This window comes from Thermobifida fusca YX, assembly GCF_000012405.1.
In the GTDB taxonomy this organism is placed as follows: domain Bacteria; phylum Actinomycetota; class Actinomycetes; order Streptosporangiales; family Streptosporangiaceae; genus Thermobifida; species Thermobifida fusca.
In genome coordinates, this window is sequence record NC_007333.1 from 1015741 (window position 1) to 1040877 (window position 25137).

Annotated in this window: 19 protein-coding genes and 2 tRNA genes; 13 read left to right on the forward strand and 8 right to left on the reverse strand. The window is 68.6% G+C overall.

Annotated features, from left to right (window positions below):
• Positions 1-335 precede the first annotated feature (335 nt).
• The 6 genes from ppdK (at position 336) to TFU_RS04320 (ending at position 10237) form a co-directional block, all read left to right on the forward strand.
• Positions 336-3011 (forward strand): pyruvate, phosphate dikinase, encoded by a 2676-nt coding sequence (gene ppdK / locus TFU_RS04295; RefSeq protein WP_011291310.1) that lies wholly within the window; start codon positions 336-338, stop codon positions 3009-3011.
• 304 nt (positions 3012-3315) lie between these two features.
• The gene (locus tag TFU_RS04300; protein WP_016188382.1) at positions 3316-4269 is read left to right on the forward strand and encodes a YdcF family protein; all 954 of its coding nucleotides are present in this window, start codon (positions 3316-3318) and stop codon (positions 4267-4269) included.
• Between the two features lie 96 nt (positions 4270-4365).
• The gene (locus TFU_RS04305) at positions 4366-5598 is read left to right on the forward strand and encodes a deoxyguanosinetriphosphate triphosphohydrolase (RefSeq protein WP_011291312.1); all 1233 of its coding nucleotides are present in this window, start codon (positions 4366-4368) and stop codon (positions 5596-5598) included.
• Positions 5599-5760: 162 nt separating this feature from the next.
• The gene (gene dnaG, locus TFU_RS04310; RefSeq protein WP_041427761.1) at positions 5761-7623 is read left to right on the forward strand and encodes a DNA primase; all 1863 of its coding nucleotides are present in this window, start codon (positions 5761-5763) and stop codon (positions 7621-7623) included.
• Between the two features lie 94 nt (positions 7624-7717).
• Positions 7718-8797 carry an RNA polymerase sigma factor RpoD gene (rpoD, locus tag TFU_RS04315; RefSeq protein ID WP_081430395.1) on the forward strand — a complete coding sequence of 360 codons (1080 nt, stop codon included), beginning with the start codon at positions 7718-7720 and terminating at the stop codon, positions 8795-8797.
• Between the two features lie 84 nt (positions 8798-8881).
• Positions 8882-10237, forward strand: coding sequence for a glycoside hydrolase family 18 protein (locus tag TFU_RS04320; protein WP_011291315.1), 1356 nt, complete (start codon positions 8882-8884; stop codon positions 10235-10237).
• A 12-nt stretch (positions 10238-10249) separates the two neighbouring features.
• Here TFU_RS04320 and TFU_RS04325 read toward each other — a convergent pair whose 3' ends face one another.
• The 3 genes from TFU_RS04325 to TFU_RS04335 are packed head-to-tail and all read right to left on the reverse strand — an operon-like array spanning position 10250 to position 11584.
• Positions 10250-10714: a pyridoxamine 5'-phosphate oxidase family protein gene (locus TFU_RS04325; RefSeq protein WP_011291316.1), complete on the reverse strand. Its 465-nt coding sequence runs from the start codon at positions 10712-10714 to the stop codon at positions 10250-10252.
• Positions 10715-10736: 22 nt separating this feature from the next.
• On the reverse strand, positions 10737-11234 hold the full coding sequence (locus tag TFU_RS04330; protein ID WP_011291317.1) for a hypothetical protein: 498 nt from the start codon (positions 11232-11234) through the stop codon (positions 10737-10739).
• Positions 11235-11278: 44 nt separating this feature from the next.
• Positions 11279-11584, reverse strand: coding sequence for a hypothetical protein (locus TFU_RS04335; RefSeq protein WP_011291318.1), 306 nt, complete (start codon positions 11582-11584; stop codon positions 11279-11281).
• 183 nt (positions 11585-11767) lie between these two features.
• On the opposite strand from TFU_RS04335, the gene TFU_RS04340 reads away from it, so the two are divergent.
• From TFU_RS04340 to TFU_RS04350, 3 genes are all read left to right on the forward strand, one after another.
• Positions 11768-11840: transfer RNA gene (locus TFU_RS04340), tRNA-Asn, on the forward strand.
• Between the two features lie 703 nt (positions 11841-12543).
• The gene (locus TFU_RS04345) at positions 12544-12888 is read left to right on the forward strand and encodes an ArsR/SmtB family transcription factor (protein ID WP_011291319.1); all 345 of its coding nucleotides are present in this window, start codon (positions 12544-12546) and stop codon (positions 12886-12888) included.
• A complete protein-coding gene (locus TFU_RS04350) occupies positions 12885-14678 on the forward strand; it encodes a SulP family inorganic anion transporter (protein WP_011291320.1) in 1794 nt (597 codons plus the stop codon). The genes TFU_RS04345 and TFU_RS04350 overlap by 4 nt, the downstream gene beginning before the upstream one ends.
• Positions 14679-14755: 77 nt before the next feature.
• On the opposite strand, the gene pcaD is transcribed toward TFU_RS04350, so the two are convergent.
• Positions 14756-15538 (reverse strand): 3-oxoadipate enol-lactonase, encoded by a 783-nt coding sequence (pcaD, locus tag TFU_RS04355; RefSeq protein ID WP_011291321.1) that lies wholly within the window; start codon positions 15536-15538, stop codon positions 14756-14758.
• A 740-nt stretch (positions 15539-16278) separates the two neighbouring features.
• Positions 16279-17454, reverse strand: coding sequence for a thiolase family protein (locus tag TFU_RS04360; RefSeq protein WP_011291322.1), 1176 nt, complete (start codon positions 17452-17454; stop codon positions 16279-16281).
• 230 nt (positions 17455-17684) lie between these two features.
• Here TFU_RS04360 and TFU_RS04365 point away from each other — a divergent pair, with 230 nt between their 5' ends.
• Both TFU_RS04365 and TFU_RS04370 read left to right on the forward strand, forming a co-directional pair.
• Positions 17685-18374, forward strand: coding sequence for a RibD family protein (locus tag TFU_RS04365; RefSeq protein ID WP_041428210.1), 690 nt, complete (start codon positions 17685-17687; stop codon positions 18372-18374).
• Positions 18371-18832 (forward strand): dCMP deaminase, encoded by a 462-nt coding sequence (locus TFU_RS04370; RefSeq protein WP_011291324.1) that lies wholly within the window; start codon positions 18371-18373, stop codon positions 18830-18832. The genes TFU_RS04365 and TFU_RS04370 overlap by 4 nt, the downstream gene beginning before the upstream one ends.
• Before the next feature lie 37 nt (positions 18833-18869).
• On the opposite strand, the gene TFU_RS04375 is transcribed toward TFU_RS04370, so the two are convergent.
• Positions 18870-21386, reverse strand: a complete 2517-nt coding sequence (locus TFU_RS04375) for a DEAD/DEAH box helicase (protein ID WP_011291325.1) — start codon at positions 21384-21386, stop codon at positions 18870-18872.
• A gap of 422 nt (positions 21387-21808) precedes the next feature.
• On the opposite strand from TFU_RS04375, the gene TFU_RS04380 reads away from it, so the two are divergent.
• Positions 21809-21882: transfer RNA gene (locus TFU_RS04380), tRNA-Ile, on the forward strand.
• Between the two features lie 188 nt (positions 21883-22070).
• Here the strand turns inward: TFU_RS04380 and TFU_RS04385 are convergent.
• Both TFU_RS04385 and TFU_RS04390 read right to left on the reverse strand, forming a co-directional pair.
• Entirely contained in the window at positions 22071-22448 is a 378-nt protein-coding gene (locus TFU_RS04385) for a hypothetical protein (RefSeq protein WP_011291326.1), read from the reverse strand.
• Between the two features lie 173 nt (positions 22449-22621).
• Positions 22622-23095, reverse strand: a complete 474-nt coding sequence (locus tag TFU_RS04390) for a MarR family winged helix-turn-helix transcriptional regulator (RefSeq protein ID WP_016188390.1) — start codon at positions 23093-23095, stop codon at positions 22622-22624.
• Positions 23096-23336: 241 nt separating this feature from the next.
• Here TFU_RS04390 and ctaD point away from each other — a divergent pair, with 241 nt between their 5' ends.
• Positions 23337-24959, forward strand: coding sequence for an aa3-type cytochrome oxidase subunit I (gene ctaD, locus TFU_RS04395; protein ID WP_370492649.1), 1623 nt, complete (start codon positions 23337-23339; stop codon positions 24957-24959).
• Positions 24960-25137: the final 178 nt, after the last annotated feature.

Sequence of the window (25137 nt, forward strand, 5' to 3'; positions counted from 1 at the left end):
AACTTACGCATTCGTAGGTTACTTGGCGGTAGCGATGTGGCGCTGGGCACATTTCCGGGCTGATGTCGGGCGGAGTGGACCAATTTTCTCCCCCTCGGTCGGGTGAGTGGTCTAAATCTCTTTTGATCTCGTGTTTTGCAGGTCGTTCCCTGGTGCTCCTCGCGGAAATAGTGCCCTGAACTGGGACAAAACGGATGGACCATTGGTTTATACCATTCGAATGCCTATGACCTGCGAAAACACTCAAATAAGGGGTGTGCTGAACAAAGTTGCTCGACAGGGTCGGGTAGAGTCGCGCCATCTTTTAGGCCGCCCGACCGTAGCAAGGAGTTCCCGTGCCCAAGTACGTGTACGACTTCACCGAGGGGAACAAGGACCTCAAGGATCTCCTCGGAGGCAAGGGTGCCAACCTCGCGGAGATGACCAACCTTGGCCTTCCCGTGCCGCCCGGGTTCACCATCACCACTGAGGCGTGCCGGCACTACCTCGAGCACGGGACCATGCCCCCGGGGTTAGACGCCCAGATCGAAGAGAAGCTGGCCGCCCTTGAAGCGACCATGGGCAAGCGCCTCGGCCAGCCCGACAACCCGCTGCTGGTGAGCGTACGCTCGGGCGCCAAGTTCTCCATGCCCGGCATGATGGAGACCGTCCTCAACATCGGTCTCAACGACGAGTCGGTCAAAGGACTTGCCGCCCAGTCCGGCAACGAGCGGTTCGCCTGGGACTCCTACCGCCGCCTCATCCAGATGTTCGGCAAGACCGTACTGGGCATCGATGGCGACCTGTTCGAGGACGCCATCGACGACCTCAAGGCCCGCAAAGGCGTCACCAGCGACCTCGACCTAGACGCCGCCGACCTCGCCGGGCTCGTCGACACGTTCAAGACCATCGTCCGGGAAGCCACCGACGCGGAGTTCCCCACCGACCCGCGCGAACAGATGCGCCTGGCCATCGAAGCCGTCTTCAAGTCCTGGAACGCCCCCCGCGCCGTCCTCTACCGGCGCCAGGAGCGCATCCCCAGCGACCTGGGCACCGCGGTCAACATCTGCTCCATGGTCTTCGGCAACCTCGGCATGGACTCCGGCACCGGAGTGGCCTTCACCCGCGACCCCGCCACCGGCCAGCAGGGCGTCTACGGCGACTACCTGCAGAACGCGCAAGGTGAGGACGTCGTCGCGGGGATCCGCAACACCATCCCCCTCACCGAACTGGAGCGGATCGACCCCAAGAGCTACGCCGAACTGCTCGAGATCATGGAGAAACTCGAGCGGCACTACCGCGACCTGTGCGACATCGAGTTCACCATCGAGCGCGGCAAACTGTGGATGCTGCAGACCCGCGTGGGCAAGCGCACCGCTGCCGCAGCCTTCCGTATCGCCAACCAGCTCGTCGACCAGGGGCTCATCACCCTGGAAGAAGCGGTGAACCGGGTCAGCGGCGAGCAGCTCGCCCAGCTCATGTTCCCCCGCTTCGACGAGAAGGCCGAACGCGACCTGCTGGGCCGGGGCATGAACGCCTCCCCGGGCGCGGCCGTGGGGCGCGCGGTCTTCGACTCCGCCACCGCCGTCGCGTGGTCGCGCAACGGGGAGAAGGTCATCCTGTGCCGCCGGGAGACCAACCCCGACGACCTGGAAGGCATGCTCGCTGCCCAGGGCATCCTCACCAGCCGCGGCGGCAAGACCTCGCACGCCGCCGTCGTGGCCCGCGGCATGGGCAAGACCTGCGTCTGCGGTGCCGAAGAGCTCGACATCGACACCAAGAACCGCCAGTTGACCGCGCCGGACGGCCGGGTCATCAAGGAAGGCGACGTCATCTCCATCGACGGCACCACCGGTGAAGTGTTCCTCGGCGAAGTCCCCGTCGTGGCCTCCCCGATCGTGCGCTACTTCGAAGGCGAGCTCGACCCCTCCTCGGCGGAAGCCGACGACCTGGTCCGCGCCGTCGACCGGATCATGCGGTACGCCGACGCCAAGCGCCGCATGGCTGTGCGTGCCAACGCCGACACCCCCGAGGACGCGGCCCGCGCCCGGCGCATGGGCGCCCAGGGGATCGGCCTGTGCCGCACCGAGCACATGTTCCTCGGTGACCGCCGCGCCCTGGTGGAACGGCTGATCCTCGCCGACACCGACCAGGAGCGGGACGAGGCTCTCGCCGCCCTCCTGCCGCTGCAGCGCGAGGACTTCACCGGCATCTTCGAGGCGATGGACGACCTGCCCGTCACCGTGCGGCTGCTCGACCCGCCGCTGCACGAGTTCCTGCCCGACATCACTGAACTGTCGGTGCGTGTGGCCGTAGCGGAGGCGCGCGGTGAGAAGAACGAAGGGGACCTGCGGCTGCTCCAGGCCGTCCACCGGCTGCACGAGCAGAACCCGATGCTGGGCCTGCGCGGGGTCCGCCTCGGCCTCGTCGTACCGGGACTGTTCACCATGCAGGTACGGGCGATCGCCGAGGCTGCGGCCGCACGGATCAAGCAGGGCGGCCGTCCGCGCCCCGAGATCATGATCCCGCTGGTCGGCACCGTCCAGGAGCTGGAGATCATCCGCGAGGAGTCGGTGCAGGTCATCCGCGAGGTCGCCGCCGAGCACGGGGTGGAGCTCGACATCCCGATCGGCACCATGATCGAGCTGCCCCGCGCCGCGCTCACTGCCGGGCAGATCGCGGAGAGCGCCGAGTTCTTCTCCTTCGGCACCAACGACCTCACCCAGACCACCTGGGGCTTCTCCCGCGACGACGTGGAAGCCTCCTTCTTCTCCACCTACCTGGAGAAGGGAGTGTTCGGCGTCTCCCCGTTCGAGTCGCTGGACGTCGACGGGGTGGGACGGCTGGTCCGCATCGCCGCGGAGGAAGGCCGCGCCACTCGCCCCGGCCTCAAGCTCGGGGTCTGCGGTGAGCACGGCGGCGACCCAGCCTCGGTGCACTTCTTCCACGAGGTGGGCCTGGACTACGTCTCCTGCTCGCCGTTCCGCGTCCCCGTCGCCCGCCTCGAAGCGGGACGGGCCGCGCTCCGCTAACCTGCGCCAACGCCGATAAGCACGGTGGTCCCCGCCTTGCGACCCTGCTCCGAGGCGGGGACTTCATATATGACGAATACAAGACATTTGGGTGTTTCGGCTGTGACCTTCTCGTAGCATTGTCCCCGGGAAGCGGCCGTACCGGACAGGAATCCGGTGCCGCGCTCTCCCGACCAGGGTGCCGTCAGACCGCACACGCGGACGCGCCAGGGGTACTCCGGCCCACCGTCCGCAGGCCTGCACAGCACCGTTGGCACGGCCCGGGGTGCGGTACCGCACAACCGTGCTCGATCGGCTAGGGGGTGTGAAGGTGCGCACGACCGGTGACGGGCCTGAGAAGGCGGGCCACCACGGGGCCGACGAGGAGGCCACCCGGGTCTTCACACGGCTCTCCACCTTCGAGCCGGACGCCCGCGACCTCCGGGACGACGCGGACCACCCCGGCGACGACCACGCGCGGACGTTCCGCCGGATCAGTGGGGGAGCCGAAGCGGCCGCGCCGCCCGAGCCCGCGCCTACGCGCACGTTTACGCGGGACACCCTTTCCTTACCAGGCCGCGACGGGCCCCCTGACGAGCCTGACCGCCTCGAGGACCCCCGGACCCTGCGGCGCCCCGCCCGCACCCGCCGCCCGCGCAGCATCGGGCGGATAGTGCGGCGCACTGTGGCGCTGCTGGTGCTCACCGTGATCCTGCTGCCGTGCGCGACCTGGGCTTGGGTGTGGTACACCGCGCGGCAGGACGAACGCCCGCCCTCCGATGCGATCGTCGTGCTGGGCGCCAGCCAGTACAATGGCCGCCCTTCTCCGGTCTTCGAGGCCCGCCTCCGCCACGCCGCCCACCTGTACGAGGAAGGGGTGGCGCCCACCGTGGTCACCGTGGGCGGCAACCAGCCGGGCGACAACTTCACCGAGGGCGGCAGCGGTGCCCGCTGGCTGGTCGAACAGGGCGTGCCTGCAGACAGCGTCATCCCGATCGGCAAGGGCAGCGACACGTTGGAGAGCCTGGAGCTCGTGGCCCAGGTCTTCGAAGAGCGAGGCTGGCGCACCGCGGTCATCGTCAGCGACCCGTGGCATTCCCTGCGCTCCCGGGAGATCGCCGAAGATTTCGGGATCGAAGCCGCCACGTCCCCGGCCCGCTCCGGACCGGCTGTCCTCGAACGGGAAACCCAACTGTGGTACATCACCCGCGAGACCGCGTCGCTGTGGCACTACTGGATTTTCGGGGAGAGCGCCGCGGTCCGCGTCGACGCCCTGTGACCCCGACACCCCGGCATACCGCGGGAATCCCGGACTTCCTGCGCTAACGCTCCTAAAGTAGGGCGGAGAACACCAGCGCAGTGTTGTGGGGTGCCCATGGCTGGTAACCCGGGGGACGGCTACCGCGACCACGACCGGCAGCGGTGGGCTGCGGAGCCGCCGAAACGCCGGTCCCGCAGCGACTTCGCCCGCGACCGGGCCCGCGTGCTGCACAGTTTCGCGCTGCGCCGACTCGCCGCGAAAACCCAGGTGGCCCAGCCAGGGGTCAGCGACTTCCCCCGGACCCGGCTCACCCATTCGCTGGAGTGCGCCCAGATCGGGCGGGAGCTCAGCGGCACGCTCGGCTGCGACCCGGACCTGGTGGAAGCCGCCTGCCTCGCCCACGACCTGGGGCATCCGCCGTTCGGGCACAACGGGGAAGCCGCGCTGGACCGGGCCGCGCGCCCGTGCGGCGGATTTGAGAGCAACGCGCAGAGCCTGCGGCTGCTCACCCGCCTGGAAGGGAAGGTCTTCACCCCCGAGGGGCGGAGTGCCGGACTCAACCTGACCCGGGCGACGCTGGACGCCACCCTCAAATACCCCTGGCGGCGCGGGGAAGCCGGCGAGACCGCCAAGTTCAACGTCTATGCCGAGGACAGCGACGTGTTCGCGTGGATCCGCCAGGGGGCGGTGGGGCGGCGCACCTGTCTCGAAGCGCAGGTCATGGACTGGGCTGACGACGTGGCCTACTCGGTCCACGACTTGGAGGACGGACTGTACACGGGGCAGCTCTCCTTGGCCGCGCTCCACAGCCCCGCCGAGCGGAGCGAGGTGTGCCGGACCGCAGCCGCGCACTACTCCGACGCTGAGCCAGCGGAACTGGAGGAGGTGTTCGCCCGCCTGATGGCGCAGGAGTGCTGGCCGCGGTCGCTCAGCGGCGACCTGCCGTCGCTGGCGGCGTTGAAGAACCTCACCAGCGAGCTGATCGGACGGTTCTGCCGGGCCGCGGAGCGGGCCACGCTGGAGAAGTACGGTTCGGCACCGCTGACCCGCTACGCCGCGGAACTGGTGGTGCCCCGTGAGCAGCGCATGGAGTGCGCCCTGCTCAAAGCAGTGACCGCGCACTACGTGTTCCTGGTAGACGAAGAGGACCGCTATGCGCGGGAGCGGCAGGTGGTCACGGAGCTCGTCGAGGCGGTTGCCGCGGGCGCGCCCGCCACGTTGGAGCCGCAATTTCAGGCAGACTACGCGGCAGCCCAGGACGATGCCGCCGCGCTGCGCGTGGTGATCGACCAGGTGGCGTCGCTCACCGACCTTTCTGCCCTCTCCTGGCACGCTCGCCTCTGCTGACCGGGGCTGCGCTGCGGCCGCTAAGCCCCGCCCCAGAAATCTGTCATTGCAACCTTGCCCGAAGCAGCGACTGTGGGCGGGAGCCCTGCATGGCCCGCGCCCACAGCAGGGCTTCCACCCCCATCCCACCCGAGCCCGGCCGCAACGAATACCCTGGCTTCCGTGTCCGGTCGAATCAAAGATGAAGACGTCGCATTGGTACGGGAGCGTTCCCCTATCGCCGACGTGGTCGGCGAATACCTCCAGCTGCGCAACGCCGGCGGCGGCTCCCTCAAAGGCCTGTGCCCTTTCCACGACGAGAAGACCCCCTCGTTCAACGTCACCCCCGCACGCAACCTCTGGTACTGCTTCGGCTGCGGGGAAGGCGGCGACGTCATCTCCTTCATCCAGAAGATCGAACACCTGAGCTTCGTCGAAGCCGTCGAGCACCTGGCGCGGGCAGCGGGCATCCAGCTCCGCTACGAGCAGGGCGGCTACGTCCCCCGCAACGAGCAGGGGCAGCGCCAGCGGCTGGTCGACGCCCACCGGGTCGCCGCCGAGTTCTACGCCGAGCAGCTGCTGAGCCCGGAAGCGCAGGCGGGCCGCCGCTTCCTCGTCGAACGCGGCTTCACCCGGGCCGATGCGGAGCACTTCGGCGTGGGATACGCTCCCGCCTCCTGGAATGCGCTCCTGTCCCATCTGCGTGCCAAAGGTTTCACCGACCAGGAGATCGTGCTCGCCGGACTGGCCAGCCAGGGGCGGCGCGGCCCCTACGACCGGTTCCGCGGCCGCCTCGTCTGGCCGGTGCGGGACCTCAGCGGGGACGTCGTCGGCTTCGGGGCGCGCAAACTCGACCCCGAGGACACCGGGCCCAAATACCTCAACACCCCGGAAACCCCGCTGTTTAAGAAGTCCAGCCTCCTCTACGGGCTGGACTTGGCCAAGAAAGAGATCGCGCGCCAGCGCCAGGCCGTGATCGTGGAAGGCTACACCGACGTGATGGCCTGCCACCTGGCTGGCGTCACCACGGCGGTCGCCACCTGCGGCACCTCGTTCGGAGAAGAGCACCTCAAGATCCTGCGGCGCCTCCTGCTGGGCCGCTTCGAGTTCGGCGGCGAAGTCATCTTCACCTTCGACGGCGACCAGGCAGGGCGCAACGCGGCCCTGCGCGCCTTCGCTGAAGAGCACGGATTCGCCTCAGAGACGTTCGTCGCCGTGCAACCCGACGGGCTCGACCCCTGCGACCTGCGGGTCCAACGGGGCGATGCGGCGGTCCGCGACCTGATCGCCGCGAAGCAGCCCTTGTACGAGTTCATGATCCGCAGCAAGTTCGAGGGCTACAACCTGGACACCCCGGAGGGGCGGCTGGCTGCCTTGGACGCGGCCGCGCCGATCGTGGCGAGCATCCGCAACGCCGGGGTGCGCCGCCTCTACGGGGTCAGCCTGGACCGCTGGCTGGGCATCATGGACGAAGAATTCGTCCACCGGCGGATCCAGGAGCACATGCGCCGGGCCCGCGGCCGCCGGGTCCCGCCCAAACCGGCCACTGCCGCACCCGCGCCCCGCTACGACCTGCGCGACCCCGTGGTGCAGCGGGAGCGTCTCGCCCTCAAACTCGCGGTGCAACACCCCCTGCTCTGCTCCGGTTTCGACCACCTGGACGCTGACATGTTCACCGTGGAGCAGCACCGCGACGTGTTTCACCTCATCCAGAAAGCGGGCGGCACCCAGTCCGTCCAGGACCCGGCGCTCTGGGCCGGACAGTTGCGGGAGACGGCCCGTAACGAAGCGCAGCGGACTTTCCTCACCCAATTGGCGGTGGAGCCGATCGAGATTTACGGGGAACTCGACGAGTACCGCGCCCAAGAGATCATCAGCACAATCAGAATTCATTCCATCAACCGACAGATCACAAACCTCAAATCTCGCCTGTCCCGGCTCGACCCGGTCGCGGACGCCGAGGAATACCAGCGGATTTTCACCGAACTCATGACCGCTGAACAGCAGAAACGTATGATGCGAGAGCGTTTTGGGGGAGCTATGTGACATAAAGGTGACAAAATTCAATCCCTCTACTCCGGGAAAACGCAGGCACACTATAAGAGTGGTTTTTCCGGTGTCACCTAAGAGGGCGTCGTCGATGCGAGATACGGCGGCTGAGATCGTGGAAAGGAGAACGCCCGCTGGCCCCGCGGCCGCGGTGGAACGCAGTGGCGGTCCTCCTGTCGAGGCGGTCGGGGGAGAACCGGAGTACGTGGACCGCGACGATTTCGCGGAGCACCCCGAAACCCGCACCTCCTCGGGCGACATCGTCCACGCCTATCTGCGAGAAATCGGCCGAGTCCCCCTGCTCACGGCTGAAGAAGAAGTCGAACTCGCCAAAGCCATCGAAATCGGCCTCTACGCCGAGCAGAAACTGCGCGCCGCACGCACCGGTCCGGTCCCCGCACAGTACTCCCCTGAATGGTTTGAGGACCTCAACGAGCTCGTCCGCGAAGGAAAACTCGCCAAACGCCGCCTGATTGAATCTAACCTGCGCCTGGTGGTGTCGGTCGCCAAGCGCTACCTGGGCCGCGGTCTGGCCCTGCTCGACCTGATCCAGGAGGGCAACCTGGGGCTCATCCGCGCGGTGGAGAAGTTCGACTACACCCGCGGATACAAGTTCTCCACCTACGCCACCTGGTGGATCCGGCAGGCGATCACCCGCGCCATCGCGGACCAGGCCCGCACCATCCGGGTCCCCGTGCACATGGTGGAGAGCATCAACCGGCTGGCCCGCACCCGCCGCCGCCTGCACCAGGAGCTCGGCCGAGAACCGACCTTGCACGAGCTCTCCCGCGAACTCAACGTCGACCACGACCGGGTCGTGGAAATCCACCGCGTCTCCCAGGAGCCCATTTCCCTGCACACGCCGATCGGCGAGGAAGACTCCGCGTTCGGCGACTTCATCGAGGACACGGACGCAGTCCCGCCGGTGGAGGCCGCGGCGTTCGTCATGCTCCAGGACCAGTTGGCTCAGGTCCTGGGCGGGCTTTCAGAACGGGAGCAGCGGGTGATCACGCTCCGTTTCGGGTTGGAGGACGGAAAACCGCACACTCTTGAAGAGGTGGGACGGAAGTTCGGCGTGACCCGGGAACGCATCCGGCAGATCGAGTCCAAGACGCTCGCGAAACTCCGGCAGCCCTCCCGAGCGCGCATCCTCCGCGACTACCTGGGATAAGCGGTGGGAAGAAACAGGTAATGCGCCGCGACTAATAGTGGTATGTCGCGGACATTCCGTCACGGGGCGGGATACGTTGAAACCATGGCGGGTCGACACCGGATTCTTCCAGCACGGCGCCGTACCTTTGCACCCACCTGGGTCGTGCTGCTGGTCGCGGCCGGCGTGGTGGCCCTGTGCGGCGGGGTCGTCGTGCTCCTCGGCCCGCGCCTGGGGAACTGGTGGACCAGGCCCACGGCGGAGCGGATCGCCTACTTCGCTGACTGGAATACCGCCAACCGCGGCTACACGATCAAAGACGTGGACGAGAGCGGGGCTGCCGCACTCCTGGACCGGCTGATCTGGGCGTTCGGGGATGTGAGCGAAGACGGGCTGTGCCACATCCCCGCTGAGGCGGACCAGCCGTGGCAGATCTTCCAGCGCCGCTACGAGGCCGCGGAAAGCGTGGACGGCCAAGCCGACACCTACGAGCAGCCGCTCGCCGGGAGCCTCAACCAGTTGCGCAAACTCCAGCAGAAGTACCCGGACTTGCGCGCCAGCATCTCGCTGGGGGGATGGAACTGGTCCACGTACTTTTCCGAGGCGGTGCGGACTCAGGAGTCCCGGGAGCGTTTCGTCGCCTCCTGCATCGACCTGTGGCTGCGCGGCAACCTGCCCCGCCTCGAGGGGGAGCCGCAGGGAGGCGAAGGGGTCGCCGCAGGGATTTTCGACGGTATCGACCTCGACTGGGAGTGGCCGGGCGGCAACGGCCATCCCGACAACGTCGAGCACCCCGACGACAAGCGGAATTTCACCCTCGTCGTGCAGGAGTTCCGCGCCCAGTTGGACGCCTTGGAACGCGAGACCGGGCGGGAGTACACCCTGTCGGCGTCCCTGAGCCACGACCCGAAGATCATGCGGGACAGCTACGAGCCTGAGGTCTTCGACTACCTGGACTTCGCTACCGTCCAGGGCTACGACTTCACCGGGTCGTGGCGGGACATCACCGGCCACCACGCGCAGTTGTACGCGCCTGACCAGGATCCCGACCAGCCCAGCGTCGACCGGGCAGTCCGCCAGTACCTCGACTACGGGCTGCCCGCCGAGAAGCTCGTGCTCGGCATCCCCGGCTACGGTCGCGGCTGGCGCGGGGTGCCGCCGGGGCCCAACGGCGACGGGTGGCTGGTCGAAGCGGAACAGCCGGCGGAAGGCGGCTACGGGGAGGCGACACACGCCTACGAAACACTGGAGCAGCATCCCGGGGAGCGTTTCTTCGACCGCGAGACCGGGGCCGCGTGGATCTACGACGGCGACGAGTGGTGGTCCTACGACACCCCGGAAGTGGTGCGCCGCAAAGGCGCCTACGCCGTCCGCCACGGCCTGCGCGGCCTGGTGCTGTGGAACCTGGACATGGATCCGGAAGGGGAGCTGGTCGCCGCGATGGCGGAGTCGCTGCGCTGAACCCGCTTGGAGCTAGCGGCGCACGAACCGCTGCACCCCCGATCCGGCCCGCCACAGTTCGATGACGAGTTCGTCGCCGTCCACCGAGGTCAGCACGGCGTCGTGGAGGTCCAGCCGGAACAGGTGGAACGGCCCGGGCGGTACCCCGTGCTGGCGGAACGCGGCGATCTCTTCCGGGTCGGTCACCTCGATGGCGCGCCCGGACAGTTTGGCGTCGCCCGCGGCCATGGAGCCGTCGCCGGGGTTGGCGTGCAGGGCGAACCGGCCGTCCCGTTGCAGGTCGCGGGCTTTGACCGCGCCGGGCATGGAGCCCAGCATGAGGTCGGGGCCGTGGAACACCACTTCGGTACCGCTCACCCGGGGAGACCCGTCTTTGCGGAGGGTGGCGAGGACGTGGTGCCGGTGGGCGGTGAAGCGGGCGCGCACCGCGGCGGCGAGGCGCGGGGCTTCTGCGGCGAAGGATTCCCAAGTGGCCATGGATCTCCCTTCGGGAGCGGGGTTACACGCCGGTCTGCTCGCGGAGCCGGGCCAGGGCGCGCTGGGTGCGCTGGCGGATCTCGGGGGATTCCGGGTCCACGCCCTCGTCGTAGCGGAGCTGCCAGGTGATGTCGGTGCTCCCGGGGGCGCGTCGCGCAATGAACCGGACCCCGGGAGCGCCTTCGACGTCAGACAGCAACGGCACGTGGCGGGAGACCACGATGGTGGCGGTGACTCGTTCGTAGACGGCTTGGGCGAGGCGGCCCGGCCGGGGCAGGGGGATGACCTCTTCGGGTTCGTCTTCGGTGGTGAGCACCAGGCCGGTGTCGTCCCAGCGGGCCTGGTCGATGCGCTCCCACGGGATGCGCCGCCCCTCCGGCAGGTGCAGGGCGGCCGTGGTGGCGACGACCGCTGTCCCGTTCTCGGTCCACGCGTGGGCGATGATCCGCTCCCCGGGAGCGAGGTCGAGTCGGGCACGGATCTCGGAGGGCAGAGCGTGTCGGCGGAGCCAGCGCAGCATGGTCCTACCGTAGTCCGTGCCCGACGGTCAGCACACGGAGGCGCCTAGTCGCGTGCCGCGGTGCCGGAGGCGGCTTCGATCCGGTCGAGCTCGGCCTCCTCTTCCGGGGTAGGGCTGGCCAGGAAGTCGCGCACGGAGGTGACCGGGAGTTTCTCGGAGAGTTTGTCGTAGACGGTCTTGCTGGCGTCGGTCACCTGGGACCGCACCCGGTCGGCTGTCTCTCGCACCGTGGGGTTCTCGACGAGGCTGCGGGCCGCGCGGGCGATCTGCTCGTACCGTTCCCGTCCGGCTTTGGCGCCGAGGATGTAGCCGATAGCGAACCCGGCGATAAAGACGATCCGATAGCGCATGCGGTCCTCCCGAGACGATGAATTCGTGCCGTGATCCACGCTACCCGCAGTGGTTGCCGCAGGACAGGAGGCGACATTCGGGGCGGGGGAACTGCGGGGGAGGAAAATCTGTCACGAGCACTCTCCAGAGTGCGCTACGCTAGTGGTGTCACTGCGGGGAACACGAACCCCACAGCAACGCAATCCCGCGTAGCTCAATTGGCAGAGCAGCCGGCTGTTAACCGGCAGGTTATTGGTTCGAGTCCAATCGCGGGAGCAACGACAGTGAGGACGCGGTCCCGCGTCAGCGGTGGATAGCGTCATCTCCTGCAAGTTCCGCACGTCGAGGCTCTTGCCCTGAGGCGAGAGCCTTTATCGTGACTGCTGGTTCCCGATTCGGCCTTCGCGTGGGCGGGCACACTGGCGTGCCGCCGCGGGAATCCGGGCATCGGTTGCCGCTTTATCTCCGGCAGTGGGTCTCCAGCAGTGATTCCCGGTGGCAGGGGCCCGTGGCCTTGAGGACGCAGCCCAGGCACCGGGGAGCGCTGTAGCTGGGTGACCGCTCTGTCTTTCGCATTCTCTCGGGGAGTCGAGCGCTTTCTTCTGCGGCCTGTTCCCAGGTCCGGAGCCGGCGCTTTCCCGGGGAAGGGCGGCGTGCCGAGTCCGAGAGGCCCGCGGGACTCCGCGAGTCGAGCCCGGGGCTTGTGTCTCCGGGTGGGGCCAGCGCGGGGCAGGAGGCGGCGCGGCACTGGTGCACGACCGCTGGCCTTTTCTCGCTGCAGAACCGGTGGGACAGGGACCGACGGAGTGCGCTGCCGTGTCCCTGCTGCGAGCGGCTTCTGCTACCACGGGCGATCCCCTCAACGCAAGTGGCAGGAGTCACTTTCGTTCTTCTTGATTTGAAGAATTTTTCATGTTCATACATTCTTGATCCCGACATACCTCCCCACATCCCCTCAAAAGTGAAAAGAGAATCAAACGTGCCGGTACCGCTCTACCAGGCCAAGGCGGAGTTCTTCCGCACGCTTGGCCATCCGGTTCGGATCCGGGTGCTGGAGCTGCTGCAGGAGGGGCCCCGCCCGGTCCACGAACTCCTTGCCGACATCGGTGTTGAAGCGTCCAACCTTTCCCAGCAGTTGGCGGTGCTGCGCCGCACCGGTCTGGTGGTCTCCCACCGCGAAGGCAACGTCGTGCGCTACGAGCTGAGCGCCCCACAGGTCGGCGACCTGCTGCGCGCCGCGCGCACCATCCTCACCAGCATGCTGGTCGACCAGGGGGAACTGCTGGCCGAGCTCCGCGAAGCAGAACGGGAGGGGCAGCGGTGAACCTTCCCGTCCTCTCCCGGGACAGCGCCCTGCGCCCTGTCCTCGACCGTTTCCGCGTGATGATTCCGGCCCGCGCCGACCTCGCCCGGATGCGGCACGCACCGGGACGCAACCTGCTGGCCGGGGTGACCGTCGCCGTGGTTGCCCTGCCGCTCGCCCTGGGCTTCGGGATCTCCTCCGGGCTCGGAGCTCAGGCCGGGCTGGTCACCGCGATCGTCGCGGGTGCCCTCGCCGCGTTCTTCGGCGGCTCCAACCTGCAAGTCTCCGGCCCCACCGGGGCGATGACGGTGGTGCTGGTGCCCATCGTCGCCCAGCACGGACCCTCCGGAGTCCTCACCGTCGGGCTGATGGCGGGCCTCATGCTTGTCCTGCTGGCCCTGCTCCGCGCCGGCCGCTACGTCCGCTACATTCCCGCCTCCGTGGTGGAAGGCTTCACCATCGGCATCGCCGCGGTGATCGCCCTGCAGCAGGTGCCCGCTGCCCTGGGCGTGCCCGTTCCGGAAGGCGACAGGGTGCTCGTCGTGGCGTGGCAGGCGGTCCTCGACTTCGCGGCCCACCCGGAGTGGACCGCGGTCGCGATCGCCCTCGGCGTGGTCGTGGTGATGCTCGTCGGTGCCCGCTGGCGGCCCACAGTGCCGTTCTCCCTGATGGCTGTCGTGCTCGCCACGGTCCTCGTGGAAGTCACCCCGCTGCACGCGGAACGGATCGGGGACCTGCCCGCGGGCCTGCCCGCCCCCTCCCTTGGTTTTCTCGACCTCTCCCAGGTGGGCACACTCGTGGCCCCGGCCGCGGCGGTGGCGGCCCTGGCCGCGTTGGAGTCGCTGCTGTCGGCCACCGTCGCCGACGGGATGAGCGTCAACCAGCGCCACGACCCCGACCGGGAACTGTTCGGCCAGGGCGTGGCGAACATCGCCGCCCCCCTCTTCGGCGGGGTCCCCGCCACCGCGGCAATCGCCCGCACCGCAGTGAACGTGCGCTCCGGGGCGAGCTCGCGGCTGGCAGCGATCACCCACGCCCTCGTCCTCGCCGGAATCGTCTACCTGGCCGCGCCCCTCGTGGAGCGGATCCCGCTGGCGGCCCTGGCTGGAGTGCTGCTGGCCACAGCGGTGCGCATGGTCGAAGTGGGCTCGGTGCGCGCCATGGTCCGCGCCACCCGCTCCGACGGGGTCGTGCTGGTGCTCACCGCGGTCGTCACCCTCACCGTCGACCTCGTGGTCGCGGTGCTGGTCGGCATGCTCGTCGCCGGTGCGCTCGCCCTGGCGTCGCTGGCCCGCAACGCCAGCCTCGACCAGGAGGAGCTGGCCCGGCACCTGCCCCCGGGCGACCACACGGAAGAGGAGCGGGCCCTCCTGGCCAAGCACATCGTCGCCTACCGGATCGACGGTCCGCTGTTCTTCGCCGCCGCCCACCGGTTCCTGCTGGAACTTAGCGAGGTGGCCGACGTGCGGGTCGTCATCCTCCGCATGGCCCGGGTCAGCACGATCGACGCCACCGGGGCCCAGGTTCTCGGGGATGCCGTGGACCGGCTCCAAGCCCGCGGCATCACCGTCATGATGTCCGGTCTGCGCCCGGGACAGTTGCGTCCGCTGGAGTCCCTGGGCACCCTCCCCCGGCTGCGGGAGGCAGGCTGCGTCTTCGAGACCACCCCCGAAGCGATCCAAGCCGCCCTGACCATGCTCCACCACGCCGGGGTGATCCCCTCCTCACTGCGGTCCGCGGAGGCCGCACCGCAGGGCGCCGCGGTGCTGTCCTCGCCGGGACACCAGGCCCCCGCCCCGGGGAAGGCCTGACCGCCGGAGACCCAGGCGTTCAAGCGGGGCCCGAGCGGCACGCGCCGCTTCGGGCCCCGCGGTGTGCACCCCGTGCTTCAGGCAGCAGCGGACGACCGGCCGAAGTGGTCGAGGAGCAGTTCGTTGACGAAGGTCGCCTGCTCCCACGACGCCAGGTGGGCGGCGTCCGGGATGACCTCCATGCGGGCGTTGGGGATGCGCGACGCGATGAGCTCGGCGTGCTCCGGCGGGGAGGTGGGATCCAGTTTGCCCGCCACGACCAGGGTGGGCGCGGTGATCGAAGGCAGCCCCGGAAGCAGGTCCATGGTCTGGATGGCGTTGCAGCAGCCCACGTACCCCTCGTCGGGGGTGTTCGCGATCATGTCGATGAACAGGGACACCGTCTCAGGGTCGCGTTCCGCATAGGCGGGGGTGAACCAGCGGGATACCACGGTCGGCGCGATCGCGGCCGTGCCTTGAGTGCGCACTGTCCGGATGCGCTCCTCCCACGCTTCCGGCGTGCCGGGGGGTGTCGCCGACGTGCACAGCAGGGCCAGGCGGTCGATCCGTTCCGGGGCGTTCGCGGCCAGCCACATGCCGGTCATCCCGCCGATGGACAGGCCCGCGAAGTGGGCGCGCTCCACTTTCAGCCGGTCGAGGAGCCGCAGCACGTCAGAGCCGAGGTCCGCCATGGTGTAGGGCGCGGGGGGAACCGGGGAGGAGCCGTGGCCGCGGAGGTCGTAGCGGACGACGCGGAACTGTCCGGTGAGTCCCGCCATCTGCGGATCCCACATGTCGAGGCGGCTGCCCAGCGAACCGCTGAGCACGACGACGGGCCCGTCTTCGGGACCGTCCACGGTGTAGTGCACATCAACACTCATAGCCTTGACCTTTCTGTGCGGAACGGGTGTTCCTGGTGAGCGAGCCGGAAGGTCCCGCAGGGTCGAATATGGCGGTTGCCGCAGCGGGAAGGGACTGGCCGGGCATGGGAAACCTGTGGCCTTCCCCGCTCTTCCAACCCTTGGGGGATACCCGGGCAGGCCACCGTGCACAACCCCGACAGTGGGAAAGCGGACTGCTGTCTCGGATCCGGCAGGCGGGCGGGGAGACCAGGCTGCGGGGAGGCCCGCTGCTGTGCGGAGCGGCCGGGCCCGTCCCGGTCGACGGGCATGCGGGCCGCCGCGCGCCACGAAGACCGGGAAGTGGGACATGATCGGCCTGCGGTGCCCCGCGGGCGCGGGTCGGGTCCGCCGTGGACGACGAACGGCGGGCCGCGGGGCACCGGGCGCAAGCCGCGCCACCACGACGACTACCCCCACGGAGCGGTCATGCCCGTGATGCCGGTCACAGTGCAGGCCTGGGGTGGTTGGCTGGTGCCGCTCCGCTCACGCACACTCTCATGGGCGCTCTCCTCCTGGCTGGGGCGGAAACAGTGCGGAGACTGCTCCGCCTACGGCACACATCCCCGGGAGGCCCCGGGGCGCGGGCGGTCTCGGCCCGTGCGCTGGCACGGCGCCGCCCTGCTCGCTCCGCCGCTACCCACGAGGAGCGCGGAGGGGACATGCCCGGGGCAGCATTCCGGAGAGTGCGGCGCGCCCGTGCCGAACGTGCCCGGTGGCGCTTAGCGGTGCAGCACTACGGCGAGGCCCTGGCCCACGCCGATGCAGATCGCGGCCAGCCCCCACCCGCCGCCGCGGCGGTGCAGTTCGTGGGCGAGCGTGCCGACGATCCGGGCACCGGACGCGCCCAGGGGGTGGCCGATGGCGATGGCGCCGCCGTTGGGGTTGACGATCTCCGGGTCCAGGTCCGGCCAGAGTTTCAGGCAGGCCAGGGACTGGGCGGCGAACGCTTCGTTGAGTTCCACCACCGACAGGTCGTCCCAGCCGATCCCGGCGCGGCGCAGCGCGATCTCGGCTGCCTGGACCGGGCCGATTCCGAAGACGTCGGGGTCGACTGCGGCGACCCCGCGGCTGACAATCCGGGCCAGCGGCTCGCGGCCGACCCGTTCAGCTGCTGCCGCGTCCCCGATGAGGAGCGCGGCCGCCCCGTCGTTGAGCGGGGAGGCGTTGCCCGCGGTGATCGTGCCGTCGGGGCGGAACGCGGGTTTGAGCGCGGCCAGTTTCTCCGCGGACGTCTCCCGGATGCTCTCGTCCCGTTCCAGTTCCGCGCCGGGGATTTGGGTGATCTCCGCGTCGAACACTCCTTCCGCCCAGGCGCGGGCTGCGCGCTCGTGACTGCGGAGCGCGAAAGCGTCCTGTTCGGCGCGGCTGATGCCGTACGTGGCGGCGACCTGCTCGGTGCTCTCTCCCAGGGAGACGGTCCACTGCTCCGGCATGGCCGGGTTGACCATCCGCCACCCCAGCGTGGTGGAGTACAGGGTTTCGTGGCCGGTGGGGAAGCCCTGAGCGGGTTTGGGGAGCACCCAGGGTGCCCGGCTCATCGACTCCACACCCCCGGCCACCGCCAGGGAGGCGTCGCCCACGGCGATCGCGCGGTTGGCGGCGATCACGGATTCCATGCCGGAACCGCACAACCGGTTCAAGGTCACGCCCGGCACCGAGGTGGGCCAGCCCGCGAGCAGCGCGGCCATGCGGGCCACGTTGCGGTTGTCCTCCCCAGCCCCGTTCGCGTCGCCGAAGAAGACGTCGTCGACCGCGGCGGGGTCCAGCCCGGGGGAGCGTTCCGCGAGCGCGCGCAGGACGTGCGCGGCCAGGTCGTCGGGGCGGATCCCGGACAGTGCGCCACCGTACCGTCCGAAGGGGGTACGTACCGCGTCGAGGATGTACACGTCGGTCATGGGCACTCCTGATGTACCGGCAACGAAAAACCACCAGTAACATACCGTCCGGTCAGTTTGTGGCGTGGGGTGAGTGGCTCCTCACCCCGGACAGGTGATCCAGGCTGCCGGTCCCGGGCCGTTATCCGCCCAGTCCACGGTGACGGCACGGGACCCCGCGGCCCGCAGCAGACGGGGGCGCACCCGCGGCCTGTGCCGCATTGCGCACCGTCCCCGCTAGCCTGGGCGGCATGGCAGGCGAACGCCCCCGGGTCATCCTCAGTTGCGCCATGTCGGTGGACGGCTATATCGACGACGCCTCCCCTGAGCGGCTGCGGCTCTCCACCGAAGCCGACTTCGATGAAGTCGATGAACTCCGCGCCTCCTGCGACGCGATTCTCGTCGGCGCCGGCACGATCCGCGCCGACAATCCGCGGCTGCTCGTGCGCTCCCCTGAACGGCAGCAGCGCCGCCTCGCCGCAGGACACCCCGCCCACCTGCGCAAAGTCGTGCTGAGCACCAGCGGGGACCTGGACCCCGCGGCGCGGGTCTTCACCACCGGCGACGCCGGCTGCCTGCTCTACGTTGCCGACCACGCAGCAGAAGCCGCCCGCCACCGGTTCGCCGGAACCGCGGGCGTGGAGGTCGTGGCCGCCGGAGCCCCCGACCTCGACCGCGTCCTTGCCGACCTGGCCCGCCGCGGCGTGCGCCGACTCCTCGTGGAAGGCGGCGGAGCCGTCCACACCGCCTTCCTCACCCGCAACCTCGCCGACGAACTGCGGCTGGCCATCGCCCCCTTCTTCGTCGGCGACGCCCGCGCACCCCGGTTCGTCCACCCCGCCGTATTCCCGCACCGCCCCGGCCAGCCCATGCGGCTGGTTTCTGCCCGGAACGTGGCCGGAATGGCGGTCCTCCACTACGTCCTGCGGGAGGAGCAGTGACCACACCCACCGAACGTGATCTGCGCCTGCTGCGCACCGCTGTCGACCTGTCCCGCTCCTGCCCGCCGTCGTCCACCGCGTTCTCCGTCGGCGCGCTGATCGTCGCCGCCGACGGCACCGTCCTCGCCGACGGCTACTCCCGCCGGGACGACCCCCACGACCACGCCGAAGAAGTGGCGCTGCGCGCGGTCGCCGCCGAGGATCCGCGCCTCGCCGCAGCCACCCTCTACAGTTCGCTGGAACCGTGCAGCACCCGGGCCTCCCGGCCCCGGTCGTGCACCAGCCTCATCCTGGACACGCCGATCCCCCGCATCGTGTTCGCCTGGCGGGAGCCCGAACTGTTCGTGGACTGCCGCGGCGCCGAACTGTTGCGCGCCGCGGGCCGGGAAGTCGTCGAAGTCCCCGAACTCGCGCCGCTGGTGCGGCAGGTCAACGCCCACCTGCTCCGCCGCGCATGACCGGGCACGGCCGTGCCCGGTGGGCGCTGCCGCGGTCTTAGAAGGAGTCCTTGCGGTCCACTGCGACCACGTGCACCACTGCGCGTCCTTCCTCGTCGGACGCGGTCAAGTCCACGTGCGCGGTGATCCCCCAGTCGTGGTGGCCTTCCGGGTCGTCGAAGATCTGCCGGACCTCCCAGTGGTCCTCGTGCTCGGTGATGAGCAGCAGGTGCGGGCCGCGCGCGTCCGGACCGGTCCCCAACGTCTCGTGCTCGGCGTAGTAGGCCTCCATCGCCTCTTCCCACGCCTCGGCGTCCCAGCCGTCTTCGCCGTCCAGTTCGCCCAGCTCCGCGTAGCGGCGGAGCGCTGCCAGCTCCACCCGGCGGAACATCTCGTTGCGCACCAGCACGCGGAAGGCGCGCTGGTTGGCGGTGACCGGCTTGGGCTTGGTCTCCACGGGGGCGTCCGTGTCCTGCTCCTGGCTCGGATTGGTGAGCTGCTCCCACTCGTCCAGCAGGCTGGAGTCGACCTGGCGCACCATTTCGCCCAGCCATTCGATCAGGTCCCGCAGCTCTTCTGTCTTGATGTCCTCGGGGACGGTCTGCGTCAGCGCCTTGTACGCGCTGGCGAGGTAGCGCAGGACCAGGCCTTCCGAACGGGCCAGCTCGTAGTAGCCGATGTAGTCGGTGAAGGTCATCGCGCGCTCGTACATGTCGCGCACCACCGACTTGACCTGCAGCGGATGGTCGCCCACCCACGGGTGGCCGCGCCGATAGGTCTCGTAGGCGTGCTCCAGCAGGTCCTCGAGCGGCTTGGGGTAGGTGACCTCCTCCAGCCGCGCCATCCGCTCCTCGTAGTCGAGCCCTTCGGCCTTCAGCCGCTGCAGCTCCTCGCTGCGCGCCTTGTTGAGCTGGGCGGCGAGGATCTGCCGGGGGTCGTCGAGGGTGGACTCGACTACGCTCACCACGTCCAGCGCGTAGTGGGGCGAATCCCGGTCCAGCAGTTCGAACGCGGCCAGCGCGAACGGGGACAGCGGCTGGTTGAGCGCGAAGTCGGGCTGCAGGTCGACGGTGAGCCGCGCGGTGCGGCCCTCCTCGTCCGGCTCTTCCAGCCGTTCTACGATCCCCGCGTCCAACAGGGACCGGTAGATCGCGATCGCTTCGCGGATGTGGCGGCGTTGCTTCTTGGGGTCGTCGTGGTTGTCGGTGAGCAGACGGCGCATGGCCGCGAAGCAGTCGCCGGGGCGCGCGATCACGCTGAGCAGCATCGCGTGCGAGACCTTGAACTGGGAGACGAGCGGCTCGGGCTGGGCGTTGATGAGCTTCTCGAAGACGGCCTCGTCCCAGCCGACGAACCCTTCCGGCGGCTTCTTGCGGACCACCTTGCGCCGCTTCTTCGGGTCGTTGCCCGCCTTAGCGAGGGCACGCTCGTTCTCCACCACGTGTTCGGGGGCCTGCACCACCACGTTGCCGACCGTGTCGAATCCGGCGCGGCCCGCGCGGCCCGCGATCTGGTGGAATTCGCGGGCGGTGAGCCGGCGGACCCGGGAACCGTCGTACTTGGACAGTGCGGTGAACAGGACGGTACGGATCGGCACGTTGACGCCCACGCCCAGCGTGTCGGTGCCGCAGATGACTTTGAGCAGGCCCCGCTGGGCGAGCCGCTCCACCAGCCTGCGGTACTTGGGCAGCATGCCCGCGTGGTGCACGCCGATTCCGTGCCGGACGTAGCGGGACAGGTTGCGGCCGAACCGGGTGGTGAACCGGAAGTTGCCGATCTCCTTGGCGATGGCGGCCTTCTCCGCTTTGGAGCACATGTTGATGCTCGTCAGCGACTGGGCGCGCTCCACCGCCGCGGCCTGCGTGAAGTGCACGATGTAGACGGGCGCCTGCTGGGATTCCAGCAGTTCTTCCAGCGTTTCGTGCAGCGGTGTGGTCCGGTACGAGTAGTACAGCGGCACCGGCCGTTCCGCGGAGGCGACGACGGTCGTGTCGCGTCCGGTGCGGCGGGTCAAGTCTTCTTCGAACCGGCTGACGTCCCCCAGGGTCGCCGACATGAGCAGGAACTGGGCCTGCGGCAGTTCCAGCAGCGGCACCTGCCAGGCCCACCCCCGGTCGGGGTCGGCGTAGAAGTGGAACTCGTCCATGATGACCGTGCCGATGTCGGCGTCGGCGCCGTCGCGCAGGGCGATGTTGGCGAGCACTTCAGCGGTGCAGCACACGATCGGCGCATCAGAGTTGACGCTGGCGTCGCCGGTCATCATGCCGACGTTCTCGGTGCCGAAGATTTCGCACAGGTCGAAGAACTTCTCCGAGACCAGGGCTTTGATGGGGGCGGTGTAGAAGCTGCATTCGTCGCGGGCCAGGGCAGCGAAGATCGCTCCGGTGGCCACCAGGCTCTTCCCGGAACCGGTGGGAGTGTTGAGGATCACATTGGATCCCGACACCACTTCGATGAGGGCTTCCTCCTGGTGGGGATAGAGGGTGAGCCCCCGTTCCTCAGCCCAGGACGCGAAGGCGTCGAACAGGGTGTCGGGATCAGCGGTGCCGTCAGGGAGATGATCGATGAGGCTCACACTTCCATACTGCCTGCTTTCCGCACCTGATCGTTCCGTATCGGCGGGGGAGTCCGGGAAAGAGGCGGGAATACCGCCGAGCGCCTTCGCTGGAGCGACAAGGGGGTGGGCCATCCAGGGGAAGGGACAGGCGGGGAGCAGCGTTGTCCCAGGTGAATCCGGGCTGTCGGGGTGTGTCCTGCGGGGCGCTAGGGCGGGTGCTGTCCCCCGTAGGGGAGACCGTGGGGAGACCCGTCGGACCGGAGGGGACGGGCCGTCGAGGACCGGTGCTTGAGCAGAGCGTCGGACGCGGCCGGGGCGGCAAGTCGGTTTTTTCCTGCCCGCAGCGCAAGGCACTCCCTGATAGAATCGCGGACATCCTGGCCGATCTGTCATCGGTTGGATGTGCGGAGCCCGCCTTCCCCGGGCCCGGTGTCTCGCGCGGGCCGGTAGCTCAGCTGGTCAGAGCAGGGGACTCATAATCCCTGGGTCGCGGGTTCAAGTCCCGCCCGGCCTACCCGTCTTTTCCGGCGGGATGCCCGCAAAACGTTCTTTTCTCGCACCCACCGATTCGTGTCACCGCTGCTTCCGGTGCTTTTCTGTGTCTTCGGCTGGGGCGTACCTGTCTGCGCACGGTAGCAGAGGAGCAGACGCTGGTGCTTAGGCGGGGCAGGGGCGCGGTCCCTGCCGTGGCCTCGGATGCGGTCAGCCGTCGCCGACGTGGCGAAGGACGCCGGAGCGGTCCAGGGCGTACCGGCAGCGGCCGCCGCCGCGGACCGGCAGGGTGATCCCTTCGCTGAGCCGCTCCACCGAGAGGGCGGACAGGTCGATGTGCTCCCCGTCGAGCGGCCCGCCGTACAGCTCTACTTTCTGCTGGCCGCGGCTGAACCGCGGCAGGTGGCGGGGGAGCAGGGTCAGGCCGAAGCCGAGGACCAGGACGAGGCCGGCGGCGACGGCCCACCACAGGTGGCCGAAGTACACCCAGCCGTACATGAGGCTGGGGACCGCGAGGAAGATGCCGAAGACCACCCCTTTGGGGATCGGTGTGGGGGCGGTGACGGTGTTGGGACGTCGGTGTGCCATGTTCTCGCCTCCCATTGGGCCCCTACCCGGCAGGGCGAAGGACCCAGCCAACTAAGGACTTAGTGACCAAATCGTTAGTGCACTAATTGATAGCGTGGATGTTATCCCGGGGGTGGACAGCGCAGACACCGGGTGGGCCGAAAGGAAGAGACCGGGGAGAGGGGATGGCGGGCTTAAGACTCGGCGTCAGTCAGATCGGCGCTCGTGGCGGCCGCATTGAGGCGGGAGAGCACGGCGTTGAGGTGGCGGAGTTCTTCCGGGTCCATGCCCAGCAGGCGCATCATCCGCTCCGGGATGTCCCGGGCCTTCTCCTGCATCTCGCGGCCGGCGGGCGTGAGTGTCACCATGAGCCGCCGTTCGTCGTCCGGGTTGCGCTCCCGGCGCACCAGCCCCGCTGCTTCCAGGCGTTTGAGCAGCGGGGAGAGGGTTGCGGAGTCCAGTTCCAGCAGGGTGGCCAGCTCCTTGACCGACACGGGGGCGTACTGCCACAGCGCGAGCATCACCAGGTACTGCGGATGGGTCAGGCCCAGGGGGGCCAGCACCGGACGGTAGAGCGCGACCACGTTGCGCGCCGCGATGGTCAGCGCAAAACAGACCTGGTTCTCCAGGGCGAGCGGATCGCCGAGGCTGGAATCGCTGCTGTTCACAATCCTCACCCCCACTGAGGGCCTCCCTAGACCCTGTGTAGCATCCTACAAGTAATTAGGACGCAAAGTATTTGTGCGTTAATTCTTTGTCTGTCATTGCCTGTCTGGAGCGTGGCGCGTCCCGGCAGAGCCCTGCCGGGCACCCCGGGACGAGGCGGGCGACCCGAAGGGGAGATGAATCGTGGCCACACAGGTTGCGACGGCACCGAAGCCGTCGGTCCGGGCCCGGCCCGGCTCAAAGATCATCAGCGTGATCACGACGACTGACCACAAGGTGATCGGGAACATGTACCTGATCACCTCGTTCGCGTTCTTCCTGCTCGCCGGAGTCATGGCGCTGCTGATCCGAGCCGAGTTGATGTACCCGGGCATGCAGCTGATGAACAACGAGACCTACAACCAGTTGTTCACCATGCACGGCACGATCATGCTGTTCCTGTTCGCGACCCCGCTGTTCGCGGGTTTTGCGAACGCGCTCGTGCCGCTGCAGATCGGCGCGCCTGACGTGGCTTTCCCCCGCCTCAACCAGCTCGGGTACTACCTGTACCTGTTCGGCGGGCTGATCACGATCGCCGGGTTCATCACGCCCGGCGGTGCGGCGAGCTTCGGCTGGTTCGCCTACGTGCCGCTCTCGGATGCGGTGCGGTCCCCCGGCATCGGCGGCGACTTGTGGATCCTCGGCCTGGCGCTGACCGGCCTGTCCTCGATCCTGGGTGCGGTCAACTTCATCACCACGGTCGTGTGCATGCGCGCCCCCGGCATGACCATGTTCCGCATGCCGATCTTCACGTGGAACGCGGCGCTGACCGGTGTGCTGATCCTGCTCACCTTCCCCGTGCTCACCGGTGCCTTCATCGCCCTGCTCGCCGACCGGATCGTCGGCACCCACGTGTTCGACCCCGAGCATGGCGGGCCGATCCTCTACCAGCACCTGCTGTGGTTCTTCGGCCACCCGGAGGTCTACATCTTGGCCTTGCCGTTCTTCGGCATCGTCACCGAGATCCTCCCGGTGTTCAGCCGCAAGCCGATCTTCGGCTACAAGAGCCTGATCGGCGCCACCATCGCGATCGCCGGGCTGTCGGGAACCGTGTGGGCGCACCACATGTTCCCCACCGGCGCGGTGCTGCTGCCGTTCTTCTCCTTCATGACCTTCCTCATCGCGGTGCCGACCGGCGTGAAGTTCTTCAACTGGATCGGCACCATGTGGGGCGGCCAGCTCACCTTCGAGTCGCCGATGCTGTTCTCCATCGGCTTCATGGTCACCTTCCTCTTCGGCGGGCTGACCGGCATCATGCTCGCGTCGCCGCCCATGGACTTCCACGTGACCGACTCGTACTTCGTGATCGCCCACTTCCACTACACGCTGTTCGGCACTGTGGTGTTCGCGATGTTCGCGGGCTTCTACTTCTGGTGGCCGAAGCTCACCGGCAAGATGCTCAACGAGACGCTGGCCAAGTGGCACTTCTGGACGCTGTTCTTCAGCTTCCACGGCACCTTCCTCGTCCAGCACTGGCTGGGTGCGGAAGGCATGCCGCGCCGCTACGCCGACTACCTGCCGTCGGACGGGTTCACCCTGCTCAACCAGATCTCGTCGGTGTCCTCGTTCGTCTTGGGCATCTCCACGCTGATCTTCTTCTGGAACGTCTGGGTGACCGCGAAGAAGGCGCCGAAGGTGACCGTGGACGACCCGTGGGGCTACGGCTGCTCGCTGGAGTGGGCGACCTCCTGCCCGCCGCCGCGGCACAACTTCGTCTCGCTGCCGCGGATCCGCTCTGAGCGGCCCGCCTTCGACCTGCACCACCCGTATGCCGCTGTCCCGGTTGAGGAGCAGGACACCGCATCGGACGCAGCGGCACGGAAATGACTAGACAGGAGGCGCGCTGACGGGAGGGCGGCGGCGCCTCCATGGCCCGGCGGTGGTCTGGCGGACATCGTCGGCGGCACCGAAGGCGTTCCCAGCTCTGGGAACGCCTTCTTCGTAGGTGCCGGCTTTCGCGGAACCGGGGATGCAGGCGCCTCTCCGCGCCAGGGGAGGCGCAGAA

Bases quoted from the DNA above. Each gene is read 5' to 3' on its own strand.
- TFU_RS04305 (WP_011291312.1), top strand. From the start codon at position 4,366: ATGGCTGGTAACCCGGGGGACGGCTACCGCGACCACGACCGGCAGCGG.
- rpoD (WP_081430395.1), top strand. From the start codon at position 7,718: ATGCGAGATACGGCGGCTGAGATCGTGGAAAGGAGAACGCCCGCTGGC.
- TFU_RS04320 (WP_011291315.1), top strand. From the start codon at position 8,882: ATGGCGGGTCGACACCGGATTCTTCCAGCACGGCGCCGTACCTTTGCA.
- TFU_RS04325 (WP_011291316.1), bottom strand. From the start codon at position 10,714: ATGGCCACTTGGGAATCCTTCGCCGCAGAAGCCCCGCGCCTCGCCGCC.
- TFU_RS04330 (WP_011291317.1), bottom strand. From the start codon at position 11,234: ATGCTGCGCTGGCTCCGCCGACACGCTCTGCCCTCCGAGATCCGTGCC.
- TFU_RS04335 (WP_011291318.1), bottom strand. From the start codon at position 11,584: ATGCGCTATCGGATCGTCTTTATCGCCGGGTTCGCTATCGGCTACATC.
- pcaD (WP_011291321.1), bottom strand. From the start codon at position 15,538: ATGAGTGTTGATGTGCACTACACCGTGGACGGTCCCGAAGACGGGCCC.
- TFU_RS04360 (WP_011291322.1), bottom strand. From the start codon at position 17,454: ATGACCGACGTGTACATCCTCGACGCGGTACGTACCCCCTTCGGACGG.
- TFU_RS04365 (WP_041428210.1), top strand. From the start codon at position 17,685: ATGGCAGGCGAACGCCCCCGGGTCATCCTCAGTTGCGCCATGTCGGTG.
- TFU_RS04385 (WP_011291326.1), bottom strand. From the start codon at position 22,448: ATGGCACACCGACGTCCCAACACCGTCACCGCCCCCACACCGATCCCC.